Origin of the sequence: Streptococcus sp. KR (assembly GCF_002238115.1) — a bacterium.
Classification (GTDB): Bacteria; Bacillota; Bacilli; order Lactobacillales; family Streptococcaceae; genus Streptococcus.
The window spans coordinates 1-14444 of record NZ_NGVM01000019.1; the positions used below are offsets into that span (position 1 = coordinate 1).

Annotated in this window: 13 protein-coding genes and 2 tRNA genes; all 15 read left to right on the plus strand. The window is 40.2% G+C overall.

What is annotated here, in order from left to right:
* The first annotated feature begins 189 nt into the window (after positions 1-189).
* On the plus strand, positions 190-1212 hold the full coding sequence (locus CBI42_RS08565; RefSeq protein WP_094753774.1) for a branched-chain amino acid aminotransferase: 1023 nt from the start codon (positions 190-192) through the stop codon (positions 1210-1212).
* A 22-nt stretch (positions 1213-1234) separates the two neighbouring features.
* Entirely contained in the window at positions 1235-3202 is a 1968-nt protein-coding gene (locus CBI42_RS08570) for a peptide ABC transporter substrate-binding protein (RefSeq protein ID WP_049491529.1), read from the plus strand.
* A gap of 97 nt (positions 3203-3299) precedes the next feature.
* Entirely contained in the window at positions 3300-3530 is a 231-nt protein-coding gene (locus tag CBI42_RS08575) for a DUF2969 domain-containing protein (RefSeq protein ID WP_000037113.1), read from the plus strand.
* A 49-nt stretch (positions 3531-3579) separates the two neighbouring features.
* Positions 3580-3660: transfer RNA gene (locus tag CBI42_RS08580), tRNA-Tyr, on the plus strand.
* 9 nt (positions 3661-3669) lie between these two features.
* Positions 3670-3741, plus strand: a tRNA-Gln gene (locus tag CBI42_RS08585).
* A gap of 161 nt (positions 3742-3902) precedes the next feature.
* Positions 3903-5105, plus strand: a complete 1203-nt coding sequence (gene rpsA / locus CBI42_RS08590) for a 30S ribosomal protein S1 (RefSeq protein WP_001001630.1) — start codon at positions 3903-3905, stop codon at positions 5103-5105.
* Positions 5106-5190: 85 nt separating this feature from the next.
* Entirely contained in the window at positions 5191-5688 is a 498-nt protein-coding gene (locus tag CBI42_RS08595; protein WP_094753775.1) for a GAF domain-containing protein, read from the plus strand.
* Positions 5688-7343 carry a DNA polymerase III subunit gamma/tau gene (gene dnaX / locus CBI42_RS08600; RefSeq protein WP_094753776.1) on the plus strand — a complete coding sequence of 552 codons (1656 nt, stop codon included), beginning with the start codon at positions 5688-5690 and terminating at the stop codon, positions 7341-7343. The genes CBI42_RS08595 and dnaX overlap by 1 nt, the downstream gene beginning before the upstream one ends.
* Before the next feature lie 27 nt (positions 7344-7370).
* Positions 7371-7565, plus strand: a complete 195-nt coding sequence (locus tag CBI42_RS08605) for a DUF3272 domain-containing protein (RefSeq protein ID WP_001081602.1) — start codon at positions 7371-7373, stop codon at positions 7563-7565.
* A 150-nt stretch (positions 7566-7715) separates the two neighbouring features.
* Positions 7716-8486, plus strand: a complete 771-nt coding sequence (gene sufC, locus CBI42_RS08610; RefSeq protein ID WP_000114489.1) for a Fe-S cluster assembly ATPase SufC — start codon at positions 7716-7718, stop codon at positions 8484-8486.
* 27 nt (positions 8487-8513) lie between these two features.
* The gene (gene sufD, locus CBI42_RS08615) at positions 8514-9776 is read left to right on the plus strand and encodes a Fe-S cluster assembly protein SufD (protein WP_094753777.1); all 1263 of its coding nucleotides are present in this window, start codon (positions 8514-8516) and stop codon (positions 9774-9776) included.
* A 10-nt stretch (positions 9777-9786) separates the two neighbouring features.
* A complete protein-coding gene (locus CBI42_RS08620; protein ID WP_070478795.1) occupies positions 9787-11013 on the plus strand; it encodes a cysteine desulfurase in 1227 nt (408 codons plus the stop codon).
* Positions 11000-11440 (plus strand): Fe-S cluster assembly sulfur transfer protein SufU, encoded by a 441-nt coding sequence (gene sufU, locus CBI42_RS08625; protein WP_049487107.1) that lies wholly within the window; start codon positions 11000-11002, stop codon positions 11438-11440. The genes CBI42_RS08620 and sufU overlap by 14 nt, the downstream gene beginning before the upstream one ends.
* Positions 11441-11497: 57 nt before the next feature.
* Positions 11498-12910: a Fe-S cluster assembly protein SufB gene (sufB, locus tag CBI42_RS08630; protein ID WP_000797054.1), complete on the plus strand. Its 1413-nt coding sequence runs from the start codon at positions 11498-11500 to the stop codon at positions 12908-12910.
* Positions 12911-13033: 123 nt separating this feature from the next.
* On the plus strand, positions 13034-14425 hold the full coding sequence (locus CBI42_RS08635; protein ID WP_094753778.1) for an APC family permease: 1392 nt from the start codon (positions 13034-13036) through the stop codon (positions 14423-14425).
* Positions 14426-14444 lie beyond the last annotated feature (19 nt).

Here is a 14444-nt window from a genome sequence, read left to right on the forward strand (position 1 = left end):
ACAGAATATAGCGTTTTAGTTAAAGCAATAGCTGTATGTTACAGAGGTTAAATAAGTGAAATGAAGAATCAGTTCTCAGAGCTGGTTCTTTTTATTGAAGAAATTTTCTGAAAATTACAAAATATACTTGCTATTTTAGAAAAATAGTGTAGAATAAAAGAAATAGGTTTTTAGAATAAGGAGTGGAATATGACAGTAACGATTGATTGGGAAAATCTCGGTTTTTCCTATATGAAATTACCTTATCGCTATATTGCTCATTTTAAAAATGGACAATGGAATCAAGGAGAACTTACAGAAGATGCAACCTTGCATATTTCAGAGTCTTCTCCAAGTCTTCACTATGGTCAACAAGCATTTGAAGGTTTAAAAGCTTATCGTACTAAGGATGGCAGTGTTCAACTGTTCCGTCCTGACGAAAATGCTAAACGTTTGCAACGTACTTGTGATCGTCTCTTGATGCCACAAGTTCCGACAGACATGTTTGTAGAAGCTTGTAAGGCAGTTGTCCGCGCCAATGAAGAATACGTACCACCATATGGAACAGGTGGAACCTTATATCTTCGCCCTCTTTTGATTGGTGTCGGAGATATTATTGGGGTTAAACCAGCAGAAGAGTATATTTTCACCATCTTTGCTATGCCAGTTGGAAATTACTTTAAGGGTGGATTGGTTCCAACCAACTTCTTGATTCAGGATGAATACGATCGTGCGGCTCCAAATGGTACAGGTGCAGCTAAAGTTGGTGGGAACTATGCTGCCAGTCTCTTGCCAGGGAAATTGGCCAAGTCACGTCATTTCTCAGATGTTATCTATCTAGACCCATCAACTCATACAAAGATTGAAGAAGTCGGTTCAGCTAACTTCTTTGGAATTACAGCTGATAATGAATTTGTAACACCATTGAGTCCATCTATCTTGCCATCTATTACCAAGTACTCTTTGCTTTACTTGGCAGAACATCGCTTGGGTTTGATTCCGGTTGAAGGAGATGTACCAATTGATAAGCTTGACCGTTTTGTAGAAGCAGGTGCCTGTGGTACAGCAGCAGTTATTTCTCCAATTGGTGGAATTCAGCACGGTGATGATTTCCATGTTTTCTATAGTGAAACAGAAGTAGGTCCTGTGACTCGCAAACTCTATGATGAGTTGACAGGAATTCAGTTTGGCGATATTGAAGCGCCAGAAGGTTGGATTGTAAAAGTAGATTAAAATTAACTAAAGGAGATTTTTTATGAAATCTAAAAAGTGGCTCTTAACAGCAGGAGTGGTCCTGAGCACAACAGCTCTATTAGCGGCTTGTGGAAAAGCTGATAAAGAAGCAGATGCACCGACAACATTTTCATATGTCTATGCAGTAGATCCAGCATCTTTGGACTATAGTATAGCGACTCGTACATCGACAACAGATGTCATCGGGAACGTGGTTGATGGCTTGATGGAAAACGACCAATACGGAAATGTTATTCCTTCCTTGGCTGAAGATTGGTCTGTCTCAAAAGATGGTTTGACTTATACCTATAAACTTCGTAAAGGAGTTAAATGGTACACTTCTGAAGGTGAAGAATATGCAGAAGTAACAGCCCATGACTTTGTAACAGGACTAAAACACGTAGCTGACGGTAAGTCAGACGGTGTCTCTCTCATCCAAAATTCAATCAAGGGCTTGGATGCCTACATGACTGGTGAGACCAATGATTTCTCTACAGTTGGTGTCAAGGCCTTGGACGATTACACAGTTGAATATACCCTAAACAAACCAGAAAGTTTCTGGAACTCTAAAGTCACCACAGCAACGATGTTGCCTGTAAATGAAGAGTTTTTGAAGGCATCAGGTAAAGATTATGGAGCAGTTACTCCAGCAGGAATTCTCTACAATGGACCTTATATCTTGAAGACCTTGACTTCTAAATCGTTGATCGAATATGAGAAAAATCCAAATTACTGGGATAAAGAAAAGGTAAAAATCGAGAAGATTAAATTGACTTATTACGATGGTTCTGATCAGGAATCGTTGATTCGTAGCTTCTCTTCAGGTGCCTATACGACAGCCCGTCTCTTCCCAAGTAGCTCAAACTTTGCTTCTACTTTGGAACAATACGGAGATAAAATCACTTATAGCCCACAGGATTCAAGTAGTTATTACTTCACCTTTAACGTAAATCGTCAGTCATATAATAAAACTGCGAAAACAAGTGAAGAGCAAAAGACTTCTACAAAAGAAGCTATGCTTAATAAGGACTTCCGTCAGGCTATCAACTTTGCCTTCAACCGCCATTCTTATGCTGCCCAGCTAAATGGTGAAGACGGTGCGGACAAGATTATTCGTAACAGTCTCGTTCCAGATAACTTTGTACAAGCAGGTGGTAAAAACTTTGGTCAAATCGCTCAAGCAGAGTTGGTGAACTATGGTGACCAGTGGAAAGGTGTTGAGCTAGTTGACGGTAAGGATTCTATCTACAACCCTGACAAGGCTAAAGCTGCATTCGAAAAAGCTAAGAAAGACTTGGAATCTAAAGGGGTAACATTCCCAATTCACTTGGATGTCCCAGTTGAACAAACAGATACCATCGCTGTTCAACAAAGCAACTCTTTCAAACAGTCTATCGAATCAACTCTTGGTGCTGAAAATGTTGTCATCGACGTTCTTCAAATGACAGATAATGAAAAGGAAACAATCACTTCTCAAGCGCGTGTTCCTTCTCAAAAAGATTATGATTTGAACAGTACAGGATGGGCTCCAAGCTATCAAGACCCAGCATCTTACTTGAATATCATGGATCCTAAATCAGGTTCTGCTATGAAACACCTTGGTATTACTAAAGGGAAAGATAAGGATGTTGTAGCGAAACTTGGTTTGGACCAGTATAAGAAATTATTGGATGATGCCGATTCAGAAACTACGAATCTTGAAGAACGCTATGAAAAATATGCCAAGGCTCAAGCTTGGTTGACAGATAGTTCATTATTGATGCCTACAGCCTCATCTGGTGGTTCTCCAGTTGTAAGTAATGTCGTGCCATTCTCAAAACCATACTCACAAGTTGGTATTAAAGGTGACCCATATATCTTTAAAGGAATGAAATTGCAAAAAGATATTGTTACAACAAAAGAATATGAAGAAGCACTGAAAAAATGGCAAAAAGAAAAATTGGAATCAAATGGTAAGTACCAAAAAGAACTAGAAAAGCATATTAAATAAAGCGGAAAACTCTATATCAGACAAGCCTGATGTAGAGTTTTTTCTTGCTAGTTTTTGGATTTTCTTGTAAAATAGAAAAAGTGAAGAGAGGTATGAAATGAGTAAGAAAGATAAAAAAATTGAAATTCAAGTAGCAGATGCCAAGGTTAATGTAGGAAAAGACAGTTTTGAAGGTTATACGTTGACCATTGGTAAAAAAGTTATCGGAGAAATTGCCGAATTAGATGGACAATTTGCCATCATAAAGAATGGGAATGTCGATAGTTTTTATAAAAAATTGGAAAAAGCTGTGGAAATTTTGATTGAAAATTATAATTTAGCAAAATAAGTCTTGTTTTTTTGAAATTTTCATGATATAATAGTCCATGTTAATTGTAGGAGAGATAGCGAAGAGGCTAAACGCGGCGGACTGTAAATCCGCTCCTTCGGGTTCGGGGGTTCGAATCCCTCTCTCTCCATTTCATCAATGGGGTATAGCCAAGCGGTAAGGCAAGGGACTTTGACTCCCTCATGCGTTGGTTCGAATCCAGCTACCCCAGTTCTTAGGTAATGATCAAGATAAAAAGCAAAATATCTTAGGGTATTTTATTTTTATAATTGAAAGACGTGAACGATATGAACATGTCCTTGCGGGTGCTTAGGAAAAAAATTATAAGTATGTCAAGTTTAAGAAAAACTTGATTGTTGGAGGATTTTTTAGATGAACGAATTTGAAGATTTGCTAAATAGCGTTAGCCAAGTTGAGACTGGTGATGTTGTTAGTGCTGAAGTATTGACAGTTGATGCGACTCAAGCTAACGTTGCAATCTCTGGAACTGGTGTTGAAGGTGTCTTGACTCTTCGCGAATTGACAAACGATCGCGATGCAGATATCAATGACTTTGTTAAAGTAGGAGAAGTATTGGATGTTCTTGTACTTCGTCAAGTAGTTGGTAAAGATACTGATACAGTTACATACCTTGTATCTAAAAAACGCCTTGAAGCTCGCAAAGCATGGGACAAACTTGTTGGTCGCGAAGAAGAAGTTGTTACTGTTAAAGGAACTCGTGCCGTTAAAGGTGGACTTTCAGTAGAATTTGAAGGTGTTCGTGGATTTATCCCAGCTTCAATGTTGGATACTCGTTTCGTACGTAACACTGAGCGTTTTGTAGGTCAAGAATTTGATGCTAAGATCAAAGAAGTTGACGCTAAAGAAAACCGCTTCATCCTTTCACGTCGTGAAGTTGTTGAAGCAGCTACTGCAGCAGCTCGCGCTGAAGTATTCGGTAAATTGGCTGTTGGTGATGTTGTAACTGGTAAAGTTGCACGTATCACAAGCTTCGGTGCTTTCATCGACCTTGGTGGTGTTGACGGATTGGTTCACTTGACTGAATTGTCACACGAACGTAACGTATCACCAAAATCAGTTGTAACAGTTGGTGAAGAAATTGAAGTGAAAATCCTTGATCTTAACGAAGAAGAAGGACGTGTATCACTTTCACTTAAAGCAACAACACCAGGACCATGGGATGGCGTTGAGCAAAAATTGGCTAAAGGTGATGTAGTAGAAGGAACAGTTAAACGTTTGACTGACTTCGGTGCATTTGTTGAAGTATTGCCAGGTATCGATGGACTTGTTCACGTATCACAAATTTCACACAAACGTATTGAAAATCCAAAAGAAGCTCTTAAAGTTGGTCAAGAAGTTAAAGTTAAAGTTCTTGAAGTTAACGCAGATGCAGAGCGCGTATCACTTTCTATCAAAGCTCTTGAAGAGCGTCCAGCTCAAGAAGAAGGACAAAAAGAAGAAAAACGTGCTGCTCGTCCACGTCGTCCAAAACGTCAAGAAAAACGTGATTTCGAACTTCCAGAAACACAAACAGGATTCTCAATGGCTGACTTGTTCGGTGATATCGAACTTTAATCAAATTGAAAATTCATAAAATCCTTTGTTTACTAAACAAGGGATTTTTCTTTTGTCTGTAAACCTTTTTTGATATAATAGTTCTATGTTAGAATCAGAAAAACAATCACGTTATCAAATGTTAAATGAAGAACTCTCTTTTTTATTGGATGGTGAAACCAATGTTTTGGCTAATCTTTCCAACGCCAGTGCTCTTCTAAAATCACGCTTACCTAACACTGTATTTGCAGGCTTTTATCTGTTCGATGGAAAGGAATTGATTTTAGGTCCTTTCCAAGGAGGTGTTTCCTGCATCCGTATTGCGCTAGGAAAGGGTGTTTGTGGGAAGGCAGCTCATTTCCAGGAAACTGTTCTGGTTGGTGATGTAACAACTTATCCCAACTATATTTCTTGTGATAGTCGAGCTAAAAGTGAAATTGTTGTTCCGATGGTTAAGAATGGTCAATTACTTGGAGTTCTAGATCTTGATTCTTCAGAGATTGATGATTATGATGCTATGGATCGAGATTATTTGGAACAATTTGTCGCTATTTTGCTTGAAAAGACAGAATGGGACTTTACAATGTTTGGGGAGAAAGCCTAATGTATCAAGCACTTTATCGAAAATATAGAAGTCAAAACTTCTCCCAGTTGGTTGGACAGGAAGTTGTGGCTAAGACTCTTAAACAAGCAGTAGAGCAAGAGAAAATAAGTCATGCCTATCTTTTTTCTGGTCCACGTGGAACGGGAAAAACCAGTGTAGCCAAGATTTTTGCCAAAGCTATGAACTGTCCAAATCAAGTGGGTGGTGAACCTTGTAATAACTGCTATATTTGTCAAGCAGTGACAGATGGTAGTTTAGAAGATGTCATTGAAATGGATGCTGCCTCTAATAACGGGGTGGATGAAATCCGTGAAATTCGTGATAAATCTACCTATGCGCCTAGTCTTGCCCGCTATAAGGTCTATATCATAGATGAGGTTCACATGCTGTCTACAGGGGCTTTTAATGCCCTCCTAAAAACGCTGGAAGAGCCAACACAGAATGTAGTCTTTATTTTGGCCACTACTGAATTACACAAGATTCCTGCCACTATTCTATCCCGTGTGCAACGTTTTGAATTTAAATCGATTAAGACACAGGATATTAAGGAACATATCCGCTATATCTTAGAAAAAGAAAATATCAGTTCTGAACCAGAGGCTGTGGAAATCATTGCCAGACGGGCTGAAGGTGGAATGCGAGATGCCTTGTCTATTTTGGATCAAGCCCTGAGTTTGACACAGAGAAACGAGTTGACGACTGCCATCTCTGAAGAAATTACTGGTACCATTAGTCTATCAGCCTTGGATGATTATGTGTCTGCCTTGTCTCAACAGGATGTTCCAAAGTCCCTAGCGTGTTTAAATCTTCTCTTTGACAATGGTAAGAGCATGACTCGTTTTGTGACCGACCTTTTGCACTATTTAAGAGATTTATTAATTGTTCAAACAGGTGGAGAAAATACTCATCATAGTCCAGTCTTTGTTGAGAATTTAGCTCTTCCTCAAGAAAATCTGTTTGAAATGATTCGCTTGGCGACAGTGAGTTTAGCAGATATTAAGTCTAGTTTACAGCCAAAGATTTATGCTGAGATGATGACCATCCGTTTGGCAGAGATTAAGCCTGAACCAGCTCTTTCTGGGGCAGTTGAACATGAAATTTCTGCATTGAGACAGGAAGTTGCCCGTCTCAAACAAGAACTCGCAAATGTAGGAACTGTAGCTAAGCCAACCAGTCCAGTACCTAGCCGTCCAGCGGCGGGTAAGACAGTCTATCGTGTGGATCGCAATAAAGTTCAATCGATCCTACAAGAGGCCGTTGAAAATCCTGATTTAGCACGTCAAAATCTGATTCGTCTACAGAATGCCTGGGGAGAGGTGATTGAAAGTCTTGGAGGTCCTGATAAGGCTCTGCTAGTTGGTTCTCAACCGGTTGCGGCCAATGAACACCATGCTATTCTTGCTTTTGAGTCTAACTTCAATGCTGGTCAAACCATGAAACGAGACAATCTCAACACCATGTTTGGCAATATCCTCAGTCAGGCAGCAGGTTTTTCACCTGAGATTTTAGCCATTTCCATGGAGGAATGGAAAGAAGTTCGCGCAGCCTTTTCAGCCAAAGCCAAATCTTCTCAAACTGAAAAAGAAGCAGAAGAAAGTCTGATTCCAGAAGGATTTGAATTTTTGGCTGATAAAGTGAAGGTAGAGGAAGACTAAAGAAAGATTTCATGATACAATAAGTTTATGAATAGACAACAATTTATTATCATCGCGCTGTTTACAGCTGCTGAGACCTATTTTTTCAATGAAGCCTGGATGACTGGTCGCTATATTATGGCAGCCTTTTGGGCCATTTTGCTTTTTAGAAATTTCCGAGTCAGTTACTTGATGGGCAAGATTGTAGATGTCATTGACCAGCACTTGAAAGGAAAAGACTAGTCCTCAGCTTCTAGACAAAATCAAAGCCTTTTAGGCTTTTTTTTGTTATACTATAAAAGTATATTTATTGACCTTTTACCGTATTTGCTAGGGAAATCAAGTATGTTTCCAGTAAGCACTGTAAAGGCCTTGAAAAAGAAAGGAACTATCATGTCAGTATTAGAGATCAAAGATCTTCACGTTGAGATTGAAGGAAAAGAAATTTTAAAAGGGGTTAACCTGACCCTGAAAACAGGAGAAATCGCCGCTATCATGGGACCAAATGGTACAGGTAAATCGACTCTTTCTGCAGCTATCATGGGAAATCCAAACTATGAAGTTACTAAAGGTGAAGTCTTGTTTGATGGCGTAAACATCCTTGAGTTGGAAGTGGACGAGCGTGCGCGTATGGGACTTTTCCTTGCTATGCAATACCCATCAGAAATTCCTGGTATTACTAACGCTGAGTTTCTTCGTGCAGCCATGAATGCTGGTAAAGAAGACGATGAGAAGATTTCAGTTCGTGAGTTTATCACTAAGCTAGATGAAAAAATGGAATTGCTCAACATGAAAGAAGAAATGGCTGAACGTTACCTCAACGAAGGTTTCTCTGGTGGTGAGAAAAAACGTAATGAGATTCTTCAACTTTTGATGTTGGAACCAACTTTTGCCCTTTTGGATGAGATTGACTCTGGTCTTGATATTGATGCCCTTAAAGTTGTGTCTAAAGGTGTGAATGCCATGCGTGGTGAAGGCTTTGGTGCTATGATTATCACTCACTACCAACGTCTTTTGAACTACATCACACCTGATGTGGTACACGTCATGATGGAAGGTCGTGTTGTCCTTTCTGGTGGTCCAGAATTGGCTGCGCGTTTGGAACGTGAAGGATACGCAAAACTAGCTGAAGAACTTGGCTACGACTACAAGGAAGAATTGTAATTCCCTCGTGTCTTTTAGGAGAAGTAAATGACTAAAGAAAATATTAAACTTTTTTCAGAAATGCACGCTGAACCAAGCTGGTTGGCTGATCTCCGTCAAAAAGCTTTTGACAAGATTGAGACTTTGGAATTACCAGTTATTGAGCGTGTCAAATTCCACCGTTGGAATCTGGGTGATGGAACGATTACAGAAAGTGAGCCATCAGCAAATGTTCCAGATTTCACAGCTCTAGATAATCACTTGAAGTTGGTGCAAGTAGGAACTCAAACTGTTTTTGAGCAAACTCCAGTTGAGTTAGCTGAACAGGGTGTCGTCTTTACAGACTTCCACTCAGCTTTAGAAGAAATTCCAGAGCTTATTGAGGAATTCTTCATGTCATCTGTTAAGTATGACGATGACAAGTTGGCAGCCTACCATACAGCTTATTTCAACAGTGGTGCTGTTCTCTACATTCCTGATAATGTTGAGATTAAAGAACCAATCGAAGGAATTTTCTATCAAGACAGCGATAGTGATGTGCCGTTTAACAAGCATATTATGATTATCGCTGGTAAAAATTCTAAGATTAGTTATCTGGAGCGTTTAGAGTCACACGGTGAAGGAAGTGCCAAAGCAACTGCTAATATCACAGTAGAAGTAATTGCACGTTCTGGTGCTCAAGTGAAGTTTGCGGCTATCGACCGTCTAGGTGAAAATGTTACTGCCTACATTAGCCGTCGTGGTAAATTAGGCAACGATGCAAGCATTGACTGGGCAATCGGTGTTATGAACGAAGGAAATGTTGTTGCTGACTTTGATAGTGACTTGATTTGTAACGGTAGCCATGCGGATCTTAAAGTCGTAGCTCTTTCAAGTGGCCGTCAGGTACAAGGGATTGATACCCGAGTAACTAACTATGGTTGCAACTCAATTGGAAATATCCTGCAACATGGGGTTATCCTTGAAAAAGCAACTTTAACTTTCAATGGTATCGGTCACATTATCAAGGGTGCCAAGGGAGCAGATGCGCAACAAGAGAGTCGTGTTCTTATGCTTTCAGACCAAGCACGTTCAGATGCTAATCCAATTCTTTTGATTGATGAAAATGATGTTACTGCAGGACACGCGGCTTCTATCGGTCAGGTAGATCCAGAAGATATGTATTACCTCATGAGCCGTGGCTTGGATAAGGCAACTGCAGAACGTTTGGTTGTCCGTGGTTTCCTTGGCTCTGTTATCGTTGAGATTCCAGTCAAGGAAGTTCGTGATGAAATGATTGCAACCATCGAAGAAAAATTGTCAAAACGCTAAGGGGTAGCCTATGTTAGATGTAGAAGCGATTCGCAAGGATTTTCCAATTTTAGACCAGATTGTTAATGATGAACCATTGGTTTATTTGGACAATGCTGCGACGACACAAAAACCACTAGCAGTTCTGGAGACGATTAACCGCTACTATGAGAACGACAATGCCAATGTTCATCGTGGCGTTCATACCTTGGCAGAAAGGGCGACAGCTTCTTATGAGGCGGCTCGTGAAACCATTCGTAAGTTTATCAATGCAGGGTCTACAAAGGAAGTTCTCTTTACCAGAGGAACGACAACTAGTCTTAACTGGGTAGCGCGTTATGCTGAGGAAGTCTTGACTGAGGGAGACCAGGTTTTGATTTCTGTCATGGAACACCATTCCAATATCATTCCATGGCAGGAAGCCTGCCGTAAGACTGGGGCAGAGCTTGTTTATGTCTATCTCAAGGATGGAGCTCTGGATATGGATGATTTGCGAGCTAAATTGACTGATAGAGTCAAGTTTGTCTCCCTAGCTCACGCCTCAAATGTTCTTGGTGTGGTCAATCCAATCAAAGAAATCACTCAATTGGCCCATCAAGTTGGAGCTATCATGGTGGTGGATGGTGCTCAATCTACGCCTCATATGAAGATTGATGTTCAGGACTTGGATGTGGACTTCTTTGCCTTTTCAGGTCACAAGATGGCAGGTCCGACTGGTATCGGGGTTCTCTATGGCAAAGAAAAGTATCTAGAACAAATGTCACCAGTTGAATTTGGTGGGGAAATGATTGATTTCGTCTATGAGCAGTCTGCTAGCTGGAAGGAGTTGCCTTGGAAATTCGAGGCAGGAACTCCCAATATGGCAGGTGCTATCGGACTTGCTGCAGCAGTAGATTATCTAGAAAAAATTGGTATGGATGCCATTGAAGCTCATGAACAGGAATTAATCTCTTACGTCTTTCCAAAACTGCAGGCTATTGAAGGTTTGACCATTTACGGTTCACAGGACTTGGCCCAACGTTCAGGTGTGATTGCCTTTAATCTAGGCGATCTCCATCCTCACGACCTTGCGACAGCTTTGGATTATGAAGGAGTAGCTGTTCGTGCAGGTCACCACTGTGCGCAACCCTTGCTTCAGTATTTGGATGTCCCAGCAACAGCTCGCGCAAGTTTTTATATCTACAATACCAAGGCAGATTGCGACAAGCTAGTAGATGCCTTACAAAAGACAAAGGAGTTTTTCAATGGCACTTTCTAAACTAGATAGCCTTTATATGGCAGTGGTAGCGGACCATTCGAAAAATCCACATCACCAAGGAAAGTTGGAAGACGCTGAACAAATCAGTCTCAACAATCCGACTTGTGGGGATGTTATCAATCTCTCTGTCAAGTTTGATGCAGAGGATCGTTTGGAGGATATCGCTTTTATAAACTCAGGTTGCACCATCTCTACAGCATCTGCTAGTATGATGACGGACGCAGTTTTAGGAAAAACTAAACAAGAAATTTTAGAACTTGCGACTATTTTTTCTGAAATGGTTCAAGGGCAAAAAGATGAACGCCAAGACCAACTAGGCGATGCAGCTTTCTTGTCAGGTGTTGCCAAATTCCCTCAACGAATCAAGTGTGCAACCCTAGCTTGGAACGCCCTGAAGAAAACAATTGAAAATCAAAAAAATCAGTAAGGCAAGATTCTTTTGTCTTATGAATCAGTAGAAATGAAGAATGAAAGAAAGGATATTATGGCTGAAGAAAGAGTAGAACCAAAACCAATTGATCTTGGTGAATATAAATTTGGTTTCCATGATGATGTAGAGCCTGTCCTATCGACAGGAAAAGGATTGAACGAAGATGTCATTCGTGAACTATCAGCTGCTAAGGGAGAACCTGAGTGGATGTTAGAATTCCGTTTGAAGTCTTATGAAACCTTCAAAAAAATGCCTATGCAAACTTGGGGAGCAGACTTGTCAGAGATTGATTTTGATGACTTGATCTACTACCAAAAACCATCTGATAAACCAGCTCGTTCGTGGGATGAGGTTCCTGAAAAGATTAAAGAAACCTTTGAACGTATCGGGATTCCTGAAGCTGAGCGTGCATATCTAGCTGGTGCCTCTGCCCAGTATGAATCAGAAGTTGTTTACCACAACATGAAGGAAGAGTTCCAAAAATTGGGGATTATCTTTACAGATACGGATTCTGCCCTCAAGGAATACCCAGACTTGTTTAAACAATACTTTGCGAAGTTGGTACCACCGACTGATAACAAGTTGGCGGCCCTCAACTCGGCAGTATGGTCAGGTGGAACCTTTATCTACGTACCAAAAGGTGTTAAGGTAGATATTCCACTTCAAACTTACTTCCGTATCAACAACGAAAATACTGGTCAGTTTGAACGTACCTTGATTATCGTTGATGAGGGAGCAAGTGTTCATTATGTAGAAGGATGTACAGCGCCAACTTATTCAAGTAACAGCTTGCATGCTGCCATCGTAGAAATCTTTGCCTTAGATGGTGCTTATATGCGTTATACAACCATCCAGAACTGGTCTGATAACGTCTATAACTTGGTAACGAAACGTGCTAAGGCTCAAAAGGATGCCACTGTTGAGTGGATTGATGGTAACTTGGGTGCCAAAACAACCATGAAATACCCATCTGTTTACCTTGATGGAGAAGGGGCGCGTGGTACTATGCTTTCTATTGCCTTTGCTAATGCAGGGCAACATCAGGATACTGGAGCTAAGATGATCCACAACGCTCCACATACAAGCTCGTCTATCGTGTCTAAATCCATCGCTAAAGGTGGAGGAAAGGTTGACTATCGTGGACAAGTAACCTTTAATAAAAACTCTAAAAAATCTGTCTCTCACATCGAGTGTGATACCATTATTATGGATGACTTGTCAGCATCAGATACCATTCCGTTTAACGAAATTCACAACTCACAAGTCGCTTTGGAACACGAAGCTAAGGTATCTAAGATTTCTGAAGAACAACTCTATTACCTCATGAGCCGTGGATTGTCAGAATCTGAGGCAACTGAGATGATTGTAATGGGATTTGTAGAACCCTTTACAAAAGAACTTCCAATGGAATATGCAGTTGAGCTGAACCGTTTGATTAGCTATGAAATGGAAGGATCAGTTGGCTAAGAATATGTAGAATCTGAGCAGGATTTATTCTGTTCGGATTTTTTTGAAAAATTATCTTATAAATATTCACAAAATCTCTTTTATATGATAAAATAAAACAATCATATTTAATGGAGATGAAGTATGAATATTTTTAGAACAAAAGATGTTAGCTTGGGACGTACTGAAATGCACCGTCATTTAAAAGTATGGGATTTGATTTTATTAGGAATCGGTGCCATGGTAGGAACTGGGATTTTTACCATTACAGGAACCGCAGCAGCAACGCTTGCTGGTCCGTCACTGGTTGTATCTATAGTGATTTCTGCCCTGTGTGTTTCTTTATCCGCCCTCTTTTTCGCAGAGTTTGCCTCTCGTGTTCCTGCAACTGGTGGTGCTTATAGTTATTTGTATGCAATTTTGGGTGAATTACCAGCTTGGATTGCTGGTTGGTTGACCATCATGGAGTTCATGACAGCAGTTTCTGGTGTGGCCTCTGGCTGGGCAGCTTATTTTAAAGGCTTGCTCAGTAACTATAGTATTTCAATGCCTCAAGCCTTGAATGGGACCTTTAACCCTGAGCAGGGTACCTATATAGACCTTTTACCTATTTTGGTACTGACACTGGTAACCGGTTTAGTTTTATTAAATTCCAAGGCAGCATTGCGTTTTAATTCGCTTCTAGTCATCTTGAAATTCTCTGCTCTCGCTTTGTTTATTCTAGTTGGTATCTGGTATATTAAACCAGAAAATTGGTCCAACTTTGCTCCTTTTGGTTTTGGTCAAATTTATGGTGGAAGTACTGGAATAATGGCAGGAGCATCTTTGATGTTCTTTGGTTTTCTAGGATTTGAATCTATTTCGATGGCTGTTGATGAAATTCAAAATCCACAAAAGAATGTCCCACAAGGAATTGTTTTGTCTTTGACAATCGTAACGATTCTCTATGCTCTGGTTACATTAGTATTGACAGGGATTGTTCACTACAGCCAACTCAATGTGGACGATGCTGTAGCTTTTTCATTGCGAAGTATAGGAATTGGTTGGGCAGCTAATTATGTGTCATTAGTGGCCATTTTGACCCTAATAACAGTATGTATTTCTATGACTTATGCCTTATCGCGTATGATTTACAGTTTAGCACGTGATGGTCTTTTACCTCGAAGTTTTAAGCAATTAAGCAAAACAAGTCGTGTTCCTAAAAATGCGACCATCTTAACTGGAGTTGCTTCTGCAATAGCAGCAGGAGTATTTCCGCTAGCTAGTATCGCGGCCTTTCTAAATATTTGTACGCTTGCTTATCTTATCTTATTGGCTTATGGAATTATAAAACTTAGAAAGGATAAGGGAATGCCTAAAGAAGGAGAATTCAAAACTCCCCTAGTTCCCTTGTTGCCGATTCTCTCGATTCTAATCTGTCTTTCCTTTATGCTTCAATATAGTGTAGAAACATGGATTGCGTTTGGAATTGCTCTTGTAGTTGGACTTGTGATTTACTTTACTTATGGCTATCGTCATTCTACACTTTCTGAATAAAGAAAAAGCTGGAACTTCC

Bases quoted from the DNA above. Each gene is read 5' to 3' on its own strand.
- CBI42_RS08565 (WP_094753774.1), top strand. From the start codon at position 190: ATGACAGTAACGATTGATTGGGAAAATCTCGGTTTTTCCTATATGAAA.
- CBI42_RS08570 (WP_049491529.1), top strand. From the start codon at position 1,235: ATGAAATCTAAAAAGTGGCTCTTAACAGCAGGAGTGGTCCTGAGCACA.
- CBI42_RS08575 (WP_000037113.1), top strand. From the start codon at position 3,300: ATGAGTAAGAAAGATAAAAAAATTGAAATTCAAGTAGCAGATGCCAAG.
- rpsA (WP_001001630.1), top strand. From the start codon at position 3,903: ATGAACGAATTTGAAGATTTGCTAAATAGCGTTAGCCAAGTTGAGACT.
- CBI42_RS08595 (WP_094753775.1), top strand. From the start codon at position 5,191: ATGTTAGAATCAGAAAAACAATCACGTTATCAAATGTTAAATGAAGAA.
- dnaX (WP_094753776.1), top strand. From the start codon at position 5,688: ATGTATCAAGCACTTTATCGAAAATATAGAAGTCAAAACTTCTCCCAG.
- CBI42_RS08605 (WP_001081602.1), top strand. From the start codon at position 7,371: ATGAATAGACAACAATTTATTATCATCGCGCTGTTTACAGCTGCTGAG.
- sufC (WP_000114489.1), top strand. From the start codon at position 7,716: ATGTCAGTATTAGAGATCAAAGATCTTCACGTTGAGATTGAAGGAAAA.
- sufD (WP_094753777.1), top strand. From the start codon at position 8,514: ATGACTAAAGAAAATATTAAACTTTTTTCAGAAATGCACGCTGAACCA.
- CBI42_RS08620 (WP_070478795.1), top strand. From the start codon at position 9,787: ATGTTAGATGTAGAAGCGATTCGCAAGGATTTTCCAATTTTAGACCAG.
- sufU (WP_049487107.1), top strand. From the start codon at position 11,000: ATGGCACTTTCTAAACTAGATAGCCTTTATATGGCAGTGGTAGCGGAC.
- sufB (WP_000797054.1), top strand. From the start codon at position 11,498: ATGGCTGAAGAAAGAGTAGAACCAAAACCAATTGATCTTGGTGAATAT.
- CBI42_RS08635 (WP_094753778.1), top strand. From the start codon at position 13,034: ATGAATATTTTTAGAACAAAAGATGTTAGCTTGGGACGTACTGAAATG.